Source organism: Flavobacterium sp. RSSB_23 (assembly GCF_051547145.1).
Taxonomy (GTDB): Bacteria; Bacteroidota; Bacteroidia; order Flavobacteriales; family Flavobacteriaceae; genus Flavobacterium.
Window position 1 is genome coordinate 6,878 of sequence record NZ_JBPTTO010000002.1, and the last position, 21,448, is coordinate 28,325.

Here is a 21,448-nt window from a genome sequence, read left to right on the forward strand (position 1 = left end):
TTTTGGGTTACTTTCTTCCTATCGTTATTTCCATTATCTCATTAAAGTAAAGTGACCTACAAATTCACGATCATCTTGAACATTTCTCAATTTCAATACATACCAATAATCACCTGATGGTAATTCGAGACTGTTGTATTTACCATCCCAACCTTGGCCTTCTCTTAACGTGGCTACTTTTCTACCGTAACGGTCAAAAATATTTATTGTTAAGTCTTTGTAATTGATAGTATTCGTTGGTGTCCAAGTATCATTATTACCGTCACCGTTTGGTGTAAACACATTCGGAATTTCGATATCAATGAATTCGAAGTAACGAGTAGCTGTAGCTTCACAACCATTAGCATCTCTAACAATCACAGTGTAGTCACCAGATCTATAGTAAATCAATTTATTGTTGGTACCAAAGGTATTTCCACCGTCGAATGAGTATTGATAATTACCTGCACCGCCAGTAGCCGTTGCCACAATCTCATTCAATCCACCATCTGATAATGTTAAGGCCAAAGGCGTAAATCCAATAACTTCAAACTGAATTGTAGTTTTCTCACAACCATTAGTATGTCTAGCAGTAATGGTATGGAAACCTGGTGCAAGATTACTGAAAATATTGCTTGCTTGGAATACTGTTGAACCGTCAAGAGCATAATCTACATCAGCTGGATTAGTAATACTAGCATCAACTGTTACAGTAACTGTACTACTTGGTGAATTATTATCACAACCGTAGGTTACAGTAGCTTTTGGATCCAAGTTAACAGATTCATCTAGCGTTACAATCCACTCTGCGGTACAACCATTAACATCTCTGATATAAACTGTATGTTCTCCTCCTGACAAACCATTGAAATTGAATACCGTTTGTGATAAAGCACCTGTTACATAAGTACCATTGATATCATCAATAGCTACACTATAAGGCGCTACACCACCAGTGATGTTTACATCGAAGGCAGCATTGTTATCACCTGCACAAAGTTCTTGTACTTCTGAACCTGCCACGGTATTTACAAAAATTGGTTGAGGCTCTGTAATCGTTTCAGATAAAAGAATGAAACAACCGTTTTCATCTTGTACAATAATTTGATAAGTATCTGGTGCTAATTGATCAAACACTCCTGTATCAAAGAACTGATCCAATCTTGGAGAAATGGCATACTTAATTACCCCTGTTCCACCTGAAGCCGTTACGGTAATGATACCGTTGGCAGCGCCGTTACAAGTTACTGGAGTAACTACTGTACTAGCAGAAACTGGCAATAAAGGTTGTGTAATAGTAACCACACCAGTAGAAGTCACAGTACAATCTTGACTATTAACTCTTACTTGATACGTACCAGCTGGTAACTGAGTAAAATTACCAGGTGTTAGCTGTGTTGGAGCTGGAACAATTGGATTTCCTGTACCGTCCAATAAAGTATACACATAATTGCCTAAACCTCCTATTGCTGTAGCCACAATCACACCATTGGTATCTCCATTACAATTGATTTTAGCATTTTGAACATCTAAAGTTACTTCTAAAGTTGGAATTGGTTCTACCTTAATATCATTAGAAATCACACCAATACAACCGTTCACATCACGAACAAAGTAACGATAGTTACCTGGGGCTACTGAAATAGTAACAGTATTTCCTGTCATTGCAACCCAAGTTCCAGCAGCCGTTGTACTGTATTCATACGCTCCTGTACCTCCATTAGCACTAAGTGTTATAGTCGCTTGAGTGTTACATGTTGGTGTAGTAGCCTGTACTAAACTTGCCACAACCTCTGTTGGCTCATTGATTACAATCGGTGCCGAAGTCGTTCCACAACCCCATCCATCTGTTACCGTTACCGTGTAGGTTCCTGCACCTAAATTATTGAACACATTTCCACTTTGTGGTCCTGAGCTAATCATTGGCGTAGCCGAAGTCGTATTCAAAGTATACAAGTAATTCGACCCTTGACCGCCTGTTGGCACACTCACTGTGATACTCGCATTAGTATCTCTAATACAAGCTAGCAAAGTAGTGCTTGGCGTTGCTGTAAAGACTATTGGAGTTGGGTTATTCAATACTACTGTTGTGAATACTTCACATCCTTTAGAATCTCTGACTTTTACAGTGTAGTTTCCAGCGGTTAAAGCATTGAAGTCACTTACAGTAGACCAAGGTGAAACTATAGTAGCACCATTTTCTAATTGGAATTCATAACCACCTGGCCATCCTCCAGTAGCAGTAGCCGAAATAGAACCATCATTATTACCTGTTACACAAGTAATTTCAGTATGGGTTTCTGAAATCGCTAAGATTTCACTTGGACCTGTAATTGTAAAGTTTTTGCTTACGGTACAGTTTGGCGTGTTCGTCAAAGTAGCCGTAATCATATAAGTACCCGCACCTAAACCAGTAAGTGTAATTGGTCCAAATGTTGGACTATTAGTCGTTGGTACCACCACAACTGGTGCTAACGGATTCGCAATATCATACACTGTATAATCGAATGGTCCAGCATTGTCTATTGGAGTAGGAACTCTATCAATTAAAGTCACTCTCGCACTTCCGTTGTTTCCTCCGAAACAAGTCACATCCACAACATTGTCTATAGTCAAGTCAAAAGTGTCAGGATCATTCACGTAGTGTACTCCGATGATTTCACAATTAGTATCTAAGTTTCTAACTGTAATTTCGTAGTTACCAACTGGCAAGTTAGTAAAGATACCTGTCGCATTAGTTACTGCTGGATAAATACTTCCTTTAATCGCCGTTGGCGGAGTTGTTGTATCGTCATAAGTAACATCAACCAAAGTATACTGTACATTCGTAGCCGTTCCACCAATAGTCGTAGCCGAAATAGTAATGTTCTCTAAATTGGTACAAGTAATCGCTTGGTCTACTACTACATTTACTTGATCCAATTGGATATAAGGAGCAATGTCAATTGTAGCCGTTGACGTTCCGATACAGCCTTTATCATCATATACATTTACGATATATGAACCACCTAAAAGATCAGCTTCAGTGTATACATTGCTGTTACCAAATTGAACTACAGTATTTGGAGTACCTACTTTGATGAATTCATAATTCAAGTACGTACCTGAACCGCCTGTAACTCCTGTAACTGTAATAGTTGCTAGGTCAGCAGTATTTCCTGAAGTACAACCAAATTGAGCAACTGTTGGAGCAGGAACCGTAATTAGTCCTGGCTCAAATATAGTTATAGTGGCTGTATCTGTACATCCTCTTTCTGAAGTTACTACTACAGTGTAAGTCCCCGCCGCTAAACCACTGAACAATGGAGCATCTTGAGAAGGTCTTGTTACTGGTAGATTACCTACAGTTGTAGTTCCTGTTAAAGTATACGTATACACAGGATTATCATTCACACCTGCCGTTGGAGTATCCATTGAAGCTGTAATCGTTCCATCGGTTCCTCCGTTACAAGTTACCTCTGTTTTAGCTAAGGCAAAACCTGTAACTGGTGTAGCAACTTGTAAATTCACCGTTGCAAATACCTCACATAATGTTGTCGTATCACGAACACCAATAATATGATTTCCTGAAGCAACATTTGAGAACGAAGTTACCGAAGCAAATGCGCCTCCATCAATGTTATAGACATAATTTCCTGAACCACCTATAGTACTTACCGTTACTACACCGTCACCATCTGCACAAGTAACTGGTGTGCTAACCGTTGGTGTTAGAATAAGCGGATCTACAATTGAAACAGGGAATCCAACAGAAATACAACCGTTAGCATCTTTTACTGTAATAGTATAAGTACCTGGTGCATTTACCGTGATGACATTGCCTGTTTGATAAGTAGTACCATCAGCGCTGTATTGTAAAGCTGGGCTAAATCCAGAAGCTGTCACCGTAATATCATAGGTGCCTGTAGCACTTGGACATTGAGTAGCTACTGCCGCAGCAATAGTTGGATTCGCATCTATTAAAATAGTAACTGGTTTGAAGGTAATACAACCGTTCGCATCCATTACATACACATCCCAAACCATATTCGCACCAGTGTTCGTATCCACTGTAAGTTGGTTACTTAAGCCATAAGCAGTTAGGGCTGGGGCCGAAGCTCCTGTGATAACTACAGCATATTTATAATCTATTGTACCTCCTGTAGCGACTACTGTAATCGTAGCCTCATCATTATTACAATTACTATTTGTAGCAGTAGCCGTAAAATCTAGAGCAGCAGCTGGCTGGCTAACCGTTACAGGAACGATCGCTTGACATCCTGAAGTAAGGTCGTTTACAGTAAAGTTATAAAGACCTGCAGGTACACCTGTATAACGAATCACATCACCCACCTGAGTCATTGTTCCGGCATTAGGGGATAAGCTAAAGTTATAATTAGCAGGAACTATATAATTTGAAACTGTAAATTCTATTGTTCCTGTGCTATCGCTATTGCAATACACCTCATTGATAACTTGAGACGTAGCTGCAATTTTATCAGCTTCTTCTACTATTATCGTTTTAGTAGTACTACAACCATTTGCATCGGTTACCTTAATCACATAAGTATCTGGTGCCAAACTAGCAAAACTAAATGGCGCAGCACTTGGTGTACTTGGTGCCGTTACTGCAGTAGCAGGTGCAATAATCTCATAGGTAAATGGACCTACACCAGACGTTACTGAATTTACAGTTACAGTTGTCACTGTTCCTGGGGTATTACAATAAATTGGTGTAGCAGTTAAATCCATATCTGTTGGAGGTGTGTATGGCAATACATCCACCGAACCAGAAACCGTACAACCGTTAGCATCTTTCACTACATAGTCAATTGTTTGTGCCGTATTTACAGGGAAAGAAGGCGAAGCTTGGTACGTAGCCCCGTTGTCAAAACTATAGCTATAGCCTGGCGTTCCTCCTGCTGGTGTAATGGTAACTATTGCATCTAGTGGTGCATTCGCTGTATCACAACCAAACGGAGTAACTAAATGAGTTGCTGTTAATGGCGTAGGTTGACCAATACTTACCGTAATAGGTGCCGAAACACAAAGTTTTGCGTCTCTAACCAAAATAGTGTACGTATTCACACCTAAACCACTAAACACATTCGAAGCTTGGTAAGCTCCACCGTTTAGGCTGTATTCATAGGCTTCATTTCCTCCTGAAGGCGTCAAGGTAATTGTTCCATCTGTAGCACCAATACAACTTACATCTGTAAATGTAAAAGTTGCCGTTGGAGTTGTATTTGGCGTAACAATAACGTCTTGAGATTCTGCTTGACATCCTTGGGAATCTGTCACTCTAAATTTATAGGTTCCTGCTATAGTTGTAGTGAAAGGATTTGTAGTTGCTACATAACCCGTTCCATTATCTACTTCAAATAAAGTATAAGTAGTCGTTCCTCCTGCTGGCACTAAAGTAACACTCGCTGGATTTGGACAAGTTAAATCTAACGTTAGATTCGCTTGTAAAGTCAATTGAGGCAGCACTGTATAAGTAACCACATTCGAAGGACAACCATTGGCATCGGTTACACTAAATGTATAATCCCCAGGAGCTGTAATCGTGAAGCTTGAACTTACTTGATTCGAACCATTTACAGTATAGAATTGAGCAGGTCCCATAGGAACTGTTGCTAGTGTCGATAAATCAATACTAATTGGTGTACCTACGAAACACTGAGCTGCTGGAGCTACCATTGTTGGTGTAGCATCGAATGCAACAGCAACATCTAATTTGAAGGTACAATCGTTAGCATCTTTTACCCAAACATCATAATTATTTGGACTTGGTAAAGTAACAGCCAATGTGGCATTGTTACTTGCTGTATAATCTGTAGCGATTGGCGTAACACCATCGGCTACAAAAGCATAAGTATAACTTGGTGTTCCTCCAGTTCCTTGAACCGTAACTAATGCTCCTGAATTACAATTCGCATTCACGTTGCTTACAACTGTTAATCCTAAAACTGTTGGCTGAGCAATAGCAAAAGAAACATCTGCTGTACATCCTGTTGTAACATCTGTAACTTGTAAGGTATACGTATCAGGTGCTAAACCAGTCAAGGTTACTATATCACCTGCAATAACAGGTGTTCCTGTTCCTGTTGTTAAAACAGCTGTATAACTTGTGAAATCTGTTACTTTGAAAGTAGCCGAACCATTATTAAGTGCAGGCGTTTCATTACAAGTTACATCGCTTACCCCTGTTAAAGCCAAAGCTATATTCGTAACTGGAGCTACAGTATACGACTCTTGGTACGTACAACCATTGGCATCGGTTACTTGGAAAGTATACGTATCTGGAGCTAATAAAGTGAATATTCCACTAGTTGCTCCTGAAGTATTTCCAGTTGCTGTTGCTGGAGAAAGTATAGCATAAGTCAATGCGCCTACTCCACTTGTAGTAGTAACAGTTACTGTACTTGTTACATCTCCTAAACCTTGTTGAACACAATAGATTGGAGTACCGCTAATATTCATATCCGTTGGTGGATTTAAAGGAGCAACAGTGGTACTTACGGCTGTTGTAAATGAACAACCATTACCATCTTTCACAATCACATCTACCGGTCCAGCTGTATTCGTTACATAAATATTGTTGGCCGTAAATCCTTCGTTGTTGAAGTTGTATTGGTAAGAACCATTTCCTCCAAAACCTTGAGCAGTTACTGTTGCTGCTTGTGTGGCATTGCCTGCTCCACAAGTTAATCCTGTAGTTACAGAAATCGTAGCCGATACTACTGCTGGTGCAGTAATTGGAATAGCTGGTGCTGCCACAGAAGTACATCCTTTAGCATCTGTTACTACAACAGTATATGATCCTGCTGGTAATCCAGTATAGATACCCGTTGCATCACCTGTTGTATTGGCTCCTGCACCCGAAAGTACAAAAGTGTATGGTGCTACGCCGTTGGCTGGAGTAACTGTTATGGTTCCATCTGAACCTGCATCGCAAGTTACATTAGTATGAACTTCTGTAAACGTTGGTATAGCTGGAGTAGTTACTTCAACAACATTCGTTGTTACACTACAAACTACAGCATTACTATCTGTAATTACAAAACTGTATAGTCCAGCTGCTGGAACAGAAGCTGTAAATGTTGAACCAACAACTGGAGTTGCAACTCCTGATGGCGCTCCATTTAATAACATTTGGTAGCTGTATGGGGCAACACCGCCAGTAATAGTTACGTCTATAGTAGCATTTACTGGAACATCACAATACAAATCTTTGGTCAATACCGCATTGGCTAGTAATTGTGGTTGAACAGTATAAGTAACCACATTCGAAATACAACCATTGGCATCGGTTACACTAAATGTATAATCCCCAGGAGCTGTAATCGTGAAGCTTGAACTTACTTGATTCGAACCATTTACAGTATAGAATTGAGCAGGTCCCATAGGAACTGTTGCTAGTGTCGATAAATCAATACTAATTGGTGTACCTACGAAACACTGAGCTGCTGGAGCTACCATTGTTGGTGTAGCATCGAATGCAACAGCAACATCTAATTTGAAGGTACAATCGTTAGCATCTTTTACCCAAACATCATAATTATTTGGACTTGGTAAAGTAACGGCCAATGTGGCATTGTTACTTGCTGTATAATCTGTAGCGATTGGCGTAACACCATCGGCTACAAAAGCATAAGTATAACTTGGTGTTCCTCCAGTTCCTTGAACAGTAACTAATGCTCCTGAATTACAATTCGCATTCACGTTGCTTACAACTGTTAATCCTAAAACTGTTGGCTGAGCAATAGCAAAAGAAACATCTGCTGTACATCCTGTTGTAACATCTGTAACTTGTAAGGTATACGTATCAGGTGCTAAACCAGTCAAGGTTACTATATCACCTGCAATGACAGGTGTTCCTGTTCCTGTTGTTAAAACAGCTGTATAACTTGTGAAATCTGTTACTTTGAAAGTAGCCGAACCATTATTAAGTGCAGGCGTTTCATTACAAGTTACATCGCTTACCCCTGTTAAAGCCAAAGCTATATTCGTAACTGGAGCTACAGTATACGACTCTTGGTACGTACAACCATTGGCATCGGTTACTTGGAATACATAAGTATCAGGCGTTAATCCCGTGAAAACAGCATTAGTACCATTATTAATAATTGCTGCTATAGGCGAAATAATTTGGTAGGTAAATGTTCCTACTCCATTTTGAACATTGCTAATAGTTACTGTACTTGTTTGACTAGCAACTGGTAAACAATATATTAGCGTACCATTAATGTCCATATTTGTTGGTGGTACCAAAGCTGGAATATTTACACCATTACTCAAAGTATAAACGCATCCTTTCGCATCTTTTACTAAAACATCAAAAGTGATGCCCACATTAGATTGATAGGTATTGGTAGTAGAATAACTTGTACCATTATCAAAACTATACTCATAAGGAGCTGTTCCTCCAATTCCATTTACAGTTACTGTAGCTGTTTGAGCTACATTACCTACTCCACAACTTAATGGAGTTGTCAACAATGAACCAGCAGACAAAGCGGAAGGCTCTGCTATAGTAATTGGACTTGAAGCCAAAGTACATTGTTTCGCATTACGTACCGTAACCACATAAGTAGTTCCTGCAGCTAAACCAGTAAACTGATTAGACGTTTGGAAAACACCAGCGTCTAATTGGTACTCATAAGGTCCTTCACCAGCAGTTACATTCACGGTAATAGTTCCATCAGAACCACCATTACAACTTACGTTAGTTTCTGTTGTAGTAAATACAGTAGTTGGGATTGGATCCAGCACTATACTAGTAGTCGTTTGACAAAGAGTAGCATTGTTGGCATCGGTTACTCTAAAGTCATAAGTTCCTGCTGAAGTAGCTGAGTAAGGATTCGTAGTAGCTCCAAAGCTTCCTCCATTGAAACTAACTTCATAAGTATAATTAGTAACTGGAGTTGTATTTCCACCAGTAGTTGTTAAAGTAATTGTTGCATTTGGAGTGGCTGTACAATCTAATGCCTTGGTCACTGCAGCAGATAATTCTAGTTTTGGATGTACAACATAATCCACATTAGCCGTACAATTATTACCGTCTTTAATTACTAAATTATAAGTTCCCGCTGCATTGAAGGTAAAACTTGGTGAATTTTGGAAAGCACTTCCGTTTACACTATAAGTTGGCAAGCCTGCTATAGCAGAATCTACTGTACCTGAAAATGTTATCGTAAATGCTGTACCGTCATAACAAATTGGTGCTATTGGTGGAGTAACTGTTGGTGCTGCATCAGCATCTAAAGTTACCGGAGCAGTTTTAATACATCCATAAGCATCTTTAACATAGACCACATAATTACCTGTAGTACTAGTCGCAAATGTTGTTGCAGAAATCCAACCCGCTGCACCAGCCGTTGGAGCTGGGTCAGTAGCTAATAAATATTGGTACGTATAAGGTCCTGTTCCGTTGCTAGCGAAAGCAGCAATAATACCATCTTCATTACAATTGACTTTTTTGATTTTTTGTGCAGTTAAAGACAAATCAATTGCAGATTCTGTAATGTCAAATCTTGCAGAACTGATACTACATCCAGAGTGTGTTGCAACACCTGTCTCAGTTACCAAAACAAAATAACTACCGAAAGGCAAAGTTCCAAAATTATTGACTACTAATGAACCCGTTGCTGGAATAACAGCAGCAACAGCAGCGCCAACAGGAGTTACTGATTGTGAATTATAAATTTGATACGTAACTGGAGTAGCGACACTATAAGTATGATTCATAGTAAATGTCACATTACCGTCTGCTGCTCCTCTACAAGTAATATTATTAGGAGTTAAAGGATTTACAGTAATAGTAGAATTTGTTGGTATCGGAATTGTAGATGTTTCATAATAATAACATCCTGTACCTGTACCACCATTGGCAACATCGGCGTCAAATACAACAAAAGTATAAGTTACACCAGGAATAAGATTAGCAAATGTAGTCTGCTTACTACCTGGGGCATCTTCAGGTAACCAAGTCCCAGCAGGATAAACAGGTGCTGTACCAGTATAAATACTAAAGTAAAATGGTCCTGCGCCTATTGTACTTGTTGGAGAAGAACCAACAGCAACAACAGCTGAACCAGGAGCTGAACAATCTGCAGGAGGTGGAATCACACTTATATCTAAATCATCTGGTGGAGATGCTACTTTGACATTTTGAATTAAAACTGAACAACCATTAAAGTCAACTACATTAATTTGGTAGATTCCAAAATCTACAACATTGAAAGCAACAGAAGTTGTTCCTAAATTATTTAATTCTGAATTATTATATCCATTAACACCCGTAACAAAATAATTGTATGGTCCAACTCCTCCAGTAACACTTTGAACAATTACAGACCCTTTCGAAATACCTGCACCATTACAAGTAATTGGTACTGTAGTATGCAAAACAACTATGGGTGTAGGCTCAGTAATAGTAATAGTTTCTGTATCAGTACAACCTTTAGCATCTGTTACTGTTACAAGATAATCTCCTGCTGACAAACCTGAAGTTTGTGTGCCGTAATTGATTCCTGTAGTAGTATTGAATACATTAAACACAAATGGAGATTGTCCTTTCGTATTATCAATAGCGATTGCAATAGCTGCTGTATCATCACCATTACAATTGATAGATGCTGTTTGTGAAACACCATCATTTCCTGGAAGTGCAACATCATCAATTACTGGATTAACAGGGGTTGTTACTTCAATAGCCGTTGTAGTTGTATAAGTACAACCCGTAGTAGTATCCGTTACCGTAAAGGTATAAGTACCCGCCGTGCTTGTTGTAAATACTGCACCAGCAAAAGTTCCTGTATTTGGTGAAGCAGTATAAGTAAAACTACCTGAGCCACCAGTTGGAGTTACAGTAATTCTGGCAGGTTCATCACCTACAACACAGGTAATATCTTTATTCAGCACCGCCGTTAAGGTCAATTGTGGGACAACTGTTATAATAGCTGCCGTAACAATACAACCGTTTCCATCTTTCATTCGAACCGTGTAATCTCCTGATGCCGTAATGGCAAAGGTATTCCCTATTTGAAAAGCACCTCCATTTAAACTGTAGGTAATAGGCGCTACAATTCCTGTTAAAGGTGTAGTATTCGTTGCAGTAATGGTATAACCACCTACAGTTCCTAAACAACCTGAACCAGATGCAGTAACCGTTGGTATTGGGTCAGCAGCAATTGTAATTGGTAAAATAAAAGTACATCCTTTGGCATCAATAACATGTGCATACCAAGTAGTACTAACTAAAGGGTCAAGGTTAGCAATAGGGCTATTTCCATAAGTTCCTGGAGTTGTTGCCGAAGTAACAAAAGAGTATCTATAATTTGGTGTTCCTCCTGCAGCTAGTATTTCTACTCTTGCAGTGGCTACATTACAATTGGCATTTTTATTCGATACTATAGTTACGCCTAATGCCGCTGTTGGTTGTGAAATAATTACAGAAGTAGGTGCTATACAACCTGTTGTGGCATCTGTAAATTCAACATCATAAGTATTCGCACCCAAATTAGGTAATGTAAAAGTAGTAGCTGTTTGTCCTGTTACAGCTGTACCACCATTGATGGTATAGCTATAAGTTCCTGAGAAACCACTCACATTATAACGAATCGACCCAGTGGTATTTCCAAAACAATCTACATCGGTCAATTTGGTAGCGGTAACTGCAATTGATGTAAGTGCAGGTACGGTATGTGATTTGGTCGCATAACAACCATTCGCATCCGTTACTCTGAAAACATAAGTACCAGCAGTCAATCCTGAGAAGCTACCAGTTGTAGCTCCAGTAGTATTTATTACTGGTCCTGAAACAATTGTATAGGCCAATGGTGCTACTCCTGTACCAGCAGTTACTGGCACCGTAACTGTACTAGTCGTACTTGAAACAGGCGCACAATAAATTGGCGAATTAGTAATCGTAGCAATCGTTGGTGGGTTTAATCTATTTAGAATAATAGCTGTTCCCGGTGTAATACAACCTTTAGCGTCTCTAACAGAGTAATTGATGGTTTGATCAGTTCCGTTGTCATTTACACTTAACGTTCTTACACTACTGTAAGTGCCTCCGTTAAAACTGTATTCATAAGGAGCTGTACCTGTAGTTGGTACATCTATAGTCACAACTGCTGATTGTTTTACATTCGTTGCATCACAACTAAATGTAGTAGCAGAAGCAGAAACCACTAAAGCAGTTGGCTCGGTAATAGTAACATTAACAGTACCTGTACAACCTTTACTATCTTTTACATAAAAAGTATAAGGTGTCGCTGAAGCAGCTAAACCTGAGAATAATCCACTAGCTACAAAAGTAACATTGTCATTACTATAGGTATAACCTCCTGAACCTCCTGAACCTGCTAAAATAACAGAACCGTTAGTTCCACCATTACAGCTAACCATAGTTGGTGTAGCAGCAACTGTTGGATTCGTAATAGCACTAACTGTAGTTGAAGTGGTCGTTTGACAACCATTCGCATCTGTAATTACAAAAGTATAAGTATCTGCATCAGCATTAGTCACACTTGTAGTAAATGTTAAAGAAGCACTTGCTGGACCACCAGAAACTGCAGTACCAGTACCTTTTTGAACCGTATAAGTGAAAGGTGCTCTTCCGCCTGTAATTGTTGTGGTAATCACAGCATCAGGACTAGTTGAACAATCCAATGTTTTAGTCACAGCTGCATTAGCTGTTAATTGTGGGTAAACCACTATTGGCGCTGGTGCTGCCACCACACATCCATTTTTATCTTTTATATAAACAGTATACGTTCCTGCAGCAACAGTAAATGTTGGACTCGTTTGGAACGCTCCTGTTGGGCCACCAATACCGTAAGTTAATGGTGTAAGACTTGTAGCCGATGGAGTTGCCGTAATAGTAAACGTACTTCCAGAAGCTGAACATTGATTATCAACAGCAACTGTAATTGCTGGTAAAGCATCACTAATTACCGTAACAGTTGACTTAGTTATACATCCGTTAGCATCTTTTACATAAACATCCCAAGTTAATACTGTTCCGTTATTCGTATCAACAGTCAATACATTACTGCTTACATAAGCAGATGTCGCAACGGTAGATGGATTAATAGCGTAAGCGTAAGTATAATTAGTTGTTCCTCCTGTTGCCGTAACTGTAATTTGTGAGTTATCGTTGTTGCAATTTACGTTAGTAGGTAGAGCACTTGTAATCGTTAAATTGTCTGTTGGTTCTGCAATGGTAACCGTAAAATCATCGGTACAACCTGTTGCCGTATCAGTAACTTCTATAGTGTAGATTCCTGCCAATACATCGGTCAAAGTCAAGGTATTTCCTAATTGTGTTAAGCTACCTGTTCCTAATGTACCTGCTGTTAAAACATAAGTATAAGCACCTACGGTAGCATTACCAGAAACCGTAAATGTAGCATCACCCGTTGAATTCCCTTTACAATCTACATTTGAAGTAACATTACCTGCAATAGCAATTGGGGTAACAGGAGTAATAGTATAGGATTCTGTGTAATAACATCCATTGGCATCCGTTACTCTAAACGTATAGCTACCAGAAGCTAAACCTGCAAACACATTAGAAGTTTGCTTAGGTAAAATAACAACCGATGGCGCAATAGTTTCATATTGTAACGTTCCTACTCCATTAGTTGCTGTTAATGTCACAGAAGTAGTAGGCGCTGTACATGTCACCGCAGCATTAGCAAAAGCTAAATCTGTTGGTGGGTTCAATCTATTTAGAATAATAGCTGTTCCTGGTGTAATACAACCTTTAGCGTCTCTAACAGAGTAATTGATGGTTTGATCAGTTCCGTTGTCATTTACAGTTAACGTTCTTACACTACTGTAAGTGCCTCCGTTAAAACTGTATTCATAAGGAGCTGTACCTGTAGTTGGTACATCTATAGTCACAACTGCTGATTGTTTTACATTCGTTGCATCACAACTAAATGTAGTAGCAGAAGCAGAAACCACTAAAGCAGTTGGCTCGGTAATAGTAACATTAACAGTACCTGTACAACCTTTACTATCTTTTACATAAAAAGTATAAGGTGTCGCTGAAGCAGCTAAACCTGAGAATAATCCACTAGCTACAAAAGTAACATTGTCATTACTATAGGTATAACCTCCTGAACCTCCTGAACCTGCTAAAATAACAGAACCGTTAGTTCCACCATTACAGCTAACCATAGTTGGTGTAGCAGCAACTGTTGGATTCGTAATAGCACTAACTGTAGTTGAAGTGGTCGTTTGACAACCATTCGCATCTGTAATTACAAAAGTATAAGTATCTGCATCAGCATTAGTCACACTTGTAGTAAATGTTAAAGAAGCACTTGCTGGACCACCAGAAACTGCAGTACCAGTACCTTTTTGAACCGTATAAGTGAAAGGTGCTCTTCCGCCTGTAATTGTTGTGGTAATCACAGCATCAGGACTAGTTGAACAATCCAATGTTTTAGTCACAGCTGCATTAGCTGTTAATTGTGGGTAAACCACTATTGGCGCTGGTGCTGCCACCACACATCCATTTTTATCTTTTATATAAACAGTATACGTTCCTGCAGCAACAGTAAATGTTGGACTCGTTTGGAACGCTCCTGTTGGGCCACCAATACCGTAAGTTAATGGTGTAAGACTTGTAGCCGATGGAGTTGCCGTAATAGTAAACGTACTTCCAGAAGCTGAACATTGATTATCAACAGCAACTGTAATTGCTGGTAAAGCATCACTAATTACCGTAACAGTTGACTTAGTTATACATCCGTTAGCATCTTTTACATAAACATCCCAAGTTAATACTGTTCCGTTATTCGTATCAACAGTCAATACATTACTGCTTACATAAGCAGATGTCGCAACGGTAGATGGATTAATAGCGTAAGCGTAAGTATAATTAGTTGTTCCTCCTGTTGCCGTAACAGTAATTTGTGAGTTATCATTGTTGCAATTTACGTTAGTCGCTACAGCTGTACTAATTGCTAAAGCAGCTGAAGGTTGCGTTAAATTGATTTTGTAAGTAGCCGTACATTCGGTAGTACGATCTTTTACTACAATAGTGTATTCACTCGCTGGTAAATTAGTTAAATCAATAGTAGGTGCTGATTGATTGTTTTTACTATCCACAGTAGTACCTGCAGTATTGGTCACTACATAATCATAGCGATGACCGTTTAAACCACTTACTGTAAATTGGATGGCTCCTAGATTTCCAAAACACTGAATTGGAGTAGTAATACTTCCTCCAGCCACAATATCTGGGGTACCTTTAACGGTGTAACTTCTTGTTAGTGTACAATTCGTTTTAGTATCTCTCACTTGGAACACATAGGCTCCAGGAGCTAAGGCTTTAAATTCTCCATCTGAATTTTCTGCAGGATCATAACCAACAGGTCCAGAAATAATACTGTAACGTTTAGGCGAAGAAACCCCTGTCGCCGCAATATTCACATGTCCACCAGCAGGAGACGTTCTACAATCCCATCCAAAATCAGTAATATTTATTGCAGTAAATTGTTCTGGAGCTGCAATTGTTATGGTCAATGGTCCTATCTGACAGTTATTGGCGTCTTTTACATAAGCCGTAACCGCTACAGCTGAAGAAGTACTGTATGTATTAGAGGTAGTGAAATTTGAAGTTCCATTAAAACTATATTGTAAGGTTCCTGTACCACCAGAGGCAGTTACTGTTACCACAGCCGGCACTGTTCCTGTTGGACTACAACCTATATCTGTAGCAGCAATGCTAGCAGTAACTATTGATGGATTCGCAATTATCACATCACTTACTGCCGATTCACAACCTTTGCTATCGATTACTTTTACATTATAAGTGCCTGCAACCAAACCAGTAAATACATTAGTAGTTTGTGTGGTATACGTTGCCGCTGAACTTAGTTTAATTGCATAGGTGTATGCACTAGTAAAACCACCCGATGCAGTTACAGTTATTGTACCGTCATTAGCATTATTACATGTAATATCCGTTTTGTTTGTGGTAATCGTTGGGGTAGTTTTTGCTGTTACTGTAATGGTATTACTAGCAGCTGGACAACCTTTGCTATCGGTAACTGTAAATACGTAGGTACCCGCAGCAGTAGCCGAGTAAGGGAAAGCACTGACTGCCACTGGGGTTCCTCCGTTTTGTGATACGGTATAAGTATATGGCGCACCATTGCCTCCTGTAATTACAGGATTACCAATAGATGCATCTGCCAAACAAGTTAAATCATTAAGTAAACTAACGGTTAATCCTAATTGTTGCGCAATTACAATACTAGAAATAGTAGCCGTACAATTGTTGCTATCGGTTACTACTATAGTGTGAGTGCCTGGCGCTACATTGGCAAATGAATAGGTCGTTGCCGCTGAGCTTATTGCTGCATTACTATTTAATTTATAAGTAAATGGTCCTACTCCGCCACTAACCGTTACATCTAAAGTAGCGGGGTTGGCAGTAGTGTAGCAATAATCTGTAGTTGTTGCTAAAGCAGCAGTTAAGGTAGGTACTGCACTTACTGTTACGGGAACACCTGTTGGAATAACACATAAGTTAGCATCACGAACAAAAACAGTATAACTTCCAGCAGGAACATCAGTAAATACTCCTCCATTGTTTACGAATGCCGTAACAACAGTTGTACCGTTAGACTGACGCAATTCATATTGATATGTAGGAGTTCCTCCACCACCTATCGCTGTAATAGTAGCTCCAGAGGAACATGTAACCTGTTTAGTAACCGAAGCACTTAATGTTACAGCTGTTGGAACAGTAATAGTAACATCAAATGGTTTAGCACAAGCCGCAATTGCAGAACCAACTGGACGTACAATCACTTTGTACAAGTTACCAGCCAAATTAGAAACAGTTACAGGAGAAGTAAATAAAGCTGCACTCCAAGTAGCACCATTGTTAGTAGAATATTGGTATCCTTTTGTAGTGTCAAAATTACTTGCTGTAATGGTAAATTCCCCATTGGTCAAACCATTACAAGTAACATTTTTCTGTCCTGTAATTTGAGCTGTAAAGGCTTTACCCGGATCAATAGAAAAAGGAAAACTTTTTGAAGAAATACAGGTTTTTGGAAGTTGGTAAACACTGATGTCATCAATAGCTACATCGTTACCATTTCTATCACTTTTGTTGGAACGAATAATAAAGGTTAGCGTGGTATTTCCTTTAGGATCTAAAGTAACAGGCGTTTTTGGGTATTTTTCCCATAATTCTGATTTAGGGACATCACCTGTAGTAAACGTAGAGATTTCCTTTCCAGTCGCATCCACTAGTGCTACTGCCAAATTACAATCGACTTGCTTGTTGGTTTTGTTTAGTAAATTCTTTACAAACAACTCAAAATTAATCGGTTGATTGGGGATGATATCCTTAATTACTTTTTTATAAATCACATCTGTTGTAGCAATTTTGTCTCCTAAGTTCACCACTAAACATCTTCCTTTGGGTGTTGGAGGGACAGTTTGGGGCGTATGATCTCCAGGTTGCACCCAAGGTCCAAAAGGCTGCACTATTCTAGACGTTACCGAATATTCTCCATCATTGATTTGAATAGTAGTTCCACATTGTGTGGCTACTACTTGTCTTTCAAAACAATAAAAAGTAGTATTAATTCCAGGAGACTCAACATCCGCTCCATATCCAAAATTTTCAAATAATAAATTACTAAAGGTAGGTACCGTATTCAATTTGTATTCTACCTTGATAGAATGAGAACCTGAAGGAACATTAACAAACACATTACTTGGAACATTGGTATTTTTAACACCATCTAAATAGTAGTCATAAGTATATGACGCATTAGGAGGATTAGCAACTGTAACTGTACTGGTGGCTGTTCCATCACAATTAAAATCAATTTGTGGGGTAACATTGATTACAGGCTCAGCTGGTTCAGGATCCACGATTACCGAAGCACTGAAAATACACTTATTAGCATCTCTAACATATAAAGTATACGTTCCAGGTGCTTTATAAGCATCATTAACTGTTGTCCAAGTAGCTTGATTATCGAAACTGTATTCATAAGGTGCTACACCGCCCTGAGGGTTCGTAATACGTACTTTTCCTTCACGTGCAGGACCACATCCCGCCAATTCTGACACCCCAGCAGAAGCGGTTAATGCAGCTGTAGGTTCTGTAATGACAATATCTGGTTGTGTTTCAAAACAGTCTACACCACTTAAGGTGTATTTTACAATTGGTGTATAGGTACCTGGAGCAAGGCTAGAAAAAGTGCCGTTGGCTACATAGTTCAAACCATTGTCAATACTATACGCCAAAGTATAGCCATTGGCATTGGTCACGTTAAAAGTAATTACTCCAGATTTAGCTCCGTAGCATAACACATCTGTTTTAGCAACGGTAAAAACTGGTTTAGGGTTGGCGTTGATGGTGATATCTGGTATAGTGTATGAGCAGTTGTTTTTATCCCTTACCAAAATTGAATAAGTTCCTGCAGTTGTAATCACAATTTTTGGATCCGTTTGTGAAGTTGCTGATCCATTTACATAATAGTAATATGGTGCAGTACCGTTAGTTGGCGTAACAGTAATTTCACCATTCATACAAGTTAAAGGTTTGCTAATAGAAGCTATCGCTGTCAAAGCAGCTGGGGCAATAATTTCAGCACTTCCAGTGTATGTACAACCGTCTTGTGTTGTTACCGTATACGTATACACTCCCGCATCTTTACCTTTAAATTCGTTTTCTGAATCCGTACTATTAATTACCTTTTCAATAGAAACTCCTCCTTTGAATAGTTCATAAGTATATTGTGCTCCGTTATAAGCAGTACCATATACTTTAATACTTCCTTTTGAATCATGACACAATGGTTGTGTTACGGTAGGCGCAATAGGATCAAAATCGATTTTATAAATCGAGATACCCTCTACTTTAAAAGGGCAAGGGTTGGTAGCCACACCTACTTGCCTAATGTAAACCGTATAAGTACCAGCAGTTGCAATACTAAAAGTATTATTGGATGTATAGCCTGAATTTTCAGAAAGGCTATATTCGTATCCAGAACCACTAATACCACCAATGGTAATACTTCCATTATTCCCGCAAATAATGTCTTTCTTAGAAACTGTAGGTTTTAAACCATTCTTGTATACATTAAAATAAAAACGACTAAAGCAACCCCCAAAAGACATTGAGACACGGTATTGCCCTGCAGTGTTAGCTACGAAAGTAGCACCAGGAGGACCTGCTTGTGTCCAGGTACAAGTTGTACTTTCATTGGCACATAAATCGGATAAATTAGGATCAGCCACACAAGTAGTGGTTTCCCAAGTAATATTGGTAGCACCCAAATCAGATAAATCAATGTCTACTTTATCATCCTCTGTACATAAAAAAATCTTAGGTAATACTGAGCCGTCATTTGGACATACTGGAATTAAGCCAGTAACTGCATCTACGTTATCGGCATATTTAATTAATGGATTAAATTTTGCATCATAACCCGATACAGTAATCACTTCCTCTAAATCAACACAAGGAGGAGTTGCTGTATTTTTTACGTAATAGGTTCCGGGTTGTGTAACAGTAATCGCTTGAGTAGTTCCTATCACTGGAACCCCTGTAGGACTGGTAGACCAAGAATAAGAGGCATAACCCCCACTTGCCGATATGGTCAAAGGATCACCACACAATACTGCTTTTCTATCTTTACAATCATCTACCCCTACTAAAAAGTTAGTCGATTCGGGCACACTAATGTCACAGGCTGAATAGGACGAAAAACTATCTTCACCAAATCCTAATCCACCGTTGGTGTTAATTTCTCCTGTGTATTTAGATTTAGCGGTGTTCTTTATAATATTATTACAAGGCTCAGTTAAGTTAGCACAAGTGGGCACCACTTGTACTTTAAAACGAATAGGAGCACTAAGATTTCCGTTCTTTAGGACTAAATTATTAGGCACGGTAAACGTAATGGTTCGAGTTGCAGCGTTGTAAGAATGAGTAACACCTGTTGGTACTTGCTCAATATCAGATGGATAATTAAAGATAGTATTAGCAGGTAATACATCGCTAATGGTAAAGTTTGTGGCATTATCATTACCAACATTTTGAAATTGAAGTTCATATTTCAAAATAGCTCCTAAACCCACAGCTTTGTTTTCTGCTGGCAGGCCATTATCATCGAAAACCTTTTTAGTCAAGATGATTTTAGGTTCAATAATCTCAACAGCAATAGCGTTAAAATAATAAAAGTAAACATCTTGGGTACTTCCTAAAGTTATCTTTGCAGTAGTGGCATTGTTACCTATGGCAGAATTGTTGTCATTTTTTAAAGTAATAATACCAGCATCATAGCCCAACGTATTGCTACTAGAAGGAATACGGTTGGGTGTTGTAAAATTGGCTGTCGCTTTTGTAACTGGATTAATGTAAGTAACCGAACTATTAAAAAAATTATTAGTTGCTCGCAAAGTAGTTCCTGTTGCTGTCTCGGCGCTTTGCGTAATACCATTAATTTGCAAATAATCTCCAGGAATTGGTTTATCTCCTTCCAACGCAGCAAAAGCAAAACTTGCATTAACAGGGCCTGAAGGAATGGTTCTGAAACCTGTAACATTTATATCCAAAGTAGTTGCACCACCAATCCCACTAAAACCATCATACGAAGTAATTGAACGTGCAGGTAATTTAGGATCTTCATAAACGATATACAAAGACCAACCCGCAGATAAACCCGTATTTGAATTATACCCCGTACTAGAAAGGACGTTCGCTACAGTATATGTTCCGTTGGCATTGGCCAAATGCTGTAATAAAGAAGTAACATCTGCATAACAAGCATAAGGTCTGTTTCTATCTGAACCAATACCATTAGGCTGATTTATAGCGTCATAAATTAATTCCCCAGTAATATCATTATAACCTCCTACAGGTGTTTTAAACTTGATTGAAGTAAATTTAGTCCTATCAACCGAATTATCCCCATTTTTAATAATTGCTGACCAATACAATGCGGCATATGCAATTTTATAACATGCTGCAGCAGGAGCATTTGAATTTGGAACGGTCAGTACAGCACTACTGGAACTAAAAGTACTAGCATCACCATCAATATCCACATATTTCATATCAATATCAGAATTGTAAGAATCTTTATCATTGAAATTAGTATTATCCTGACTCAGAATATTATTTCCTATTAATAATTGATCACCCTTTACATTTCTGTCAAATCTAATATTGAAAGGTTTCAAATTTTGTCCATAAGACGCTTGTGTCATAAAAAGCAAAATCCCTACCATAGCTAGAGCATTGGATAGGAATCTTTTTTTATTAGTTGCCTCAAAAGGCATGGCAACAAAAATAGTCTTGAAGGACGTACACACCCTTTTAGAAAATAGTGTTAGGAGATTCAAATGTGGCATTCTTAAAATAGTAGGTTTTTTCATGGTTTTGGCATTGTATTTACCTCTTTACTCCATTTCCTTTGGGGAGAAAGAAATG

Annotated in this window: 1 protein-coding gene; it reads right to left on the reverse strand. The window is 38.8% G+C overall.

Annotation, left to right across the window (positions count from 1 at the left end):
* Positions 1–33: 33 nt before the first annotated feature.
* Complete coding sequence (locus ACSVH9_RS03620) at positions 34–21,393, reverse strand: T9SS type B sorting domain-containing protein (RefSeq protein ID WP_438062529.1); 21,360 nt, start codon at positions 21,391–21,393, stop codon at positions 34–36.
* Positions 21,394–21,448: the final 55 nt, after the last annotated feature.